General features: G+C 58.7%; 1 protein-coding gene. It reads left to right on the top strand.

The window, feature by feature from the left end; genetic code table 11:
- Positions 1-247: 247 nt before the first annotated feature.
- Positions 248-392 (top strand): polyhydroxyalkanoate synthesis regulator DNA-binding domain-containing protein (locus EOA29_RS40780; protein WP_281061169.1); only part of this gene is annotated, 145 nt, incomplete at its 3' end.

The following is a 392-nucleotide window of genomic DNA, read 5'->3' as shown; positions in this document are numbered from 1 at the left end:
TCGAGGTGTGGTGTTTTTGGGTGTCGTTGAGGAACTTTCTTGCCCTTTCCCGGTGCCAAGTCAAACCGGAAATGGGCATGCCGGCCATGCGCGGCAAGCAGGCCTGCGCCGGCCAGGGCGGCGGTCCTCGCTTCGCTGCGCAGCATATTCCGGCCGCCGTGCAGCATTAATCGATCTTGCACTGCACAAACCGCTTGGAATTGTGACGCTTTTGCGCATATCCTTGACAGGGCGCAATCGTTACCGGCTGCTTACTCAAATGCGCCGGTGTCCGGGGAGGATACTGATGGCCGCAAAAGACGACCCGATCGTCATCAAGAAATATGCCAACCGCCGACTCTACAACACCGGCACCAGCACCTATGTGACGCTGGAAGACCTCGCCGACATGG

The sequence above is a fragment of the Mesorhizobium sp. M1E.F.Ca.ET.063.01.1.1 genome (assembly GCF_003998155.1).
Classification (GTDB): Bacteria; Pseudomonadota; Alphaproteobacteria; order Rhizobiales; family Rhizobiaceae; genus Mesorhizobium.
This window is presented reverse-complemented; position numbering and strand designations above follow the sequence as displayed.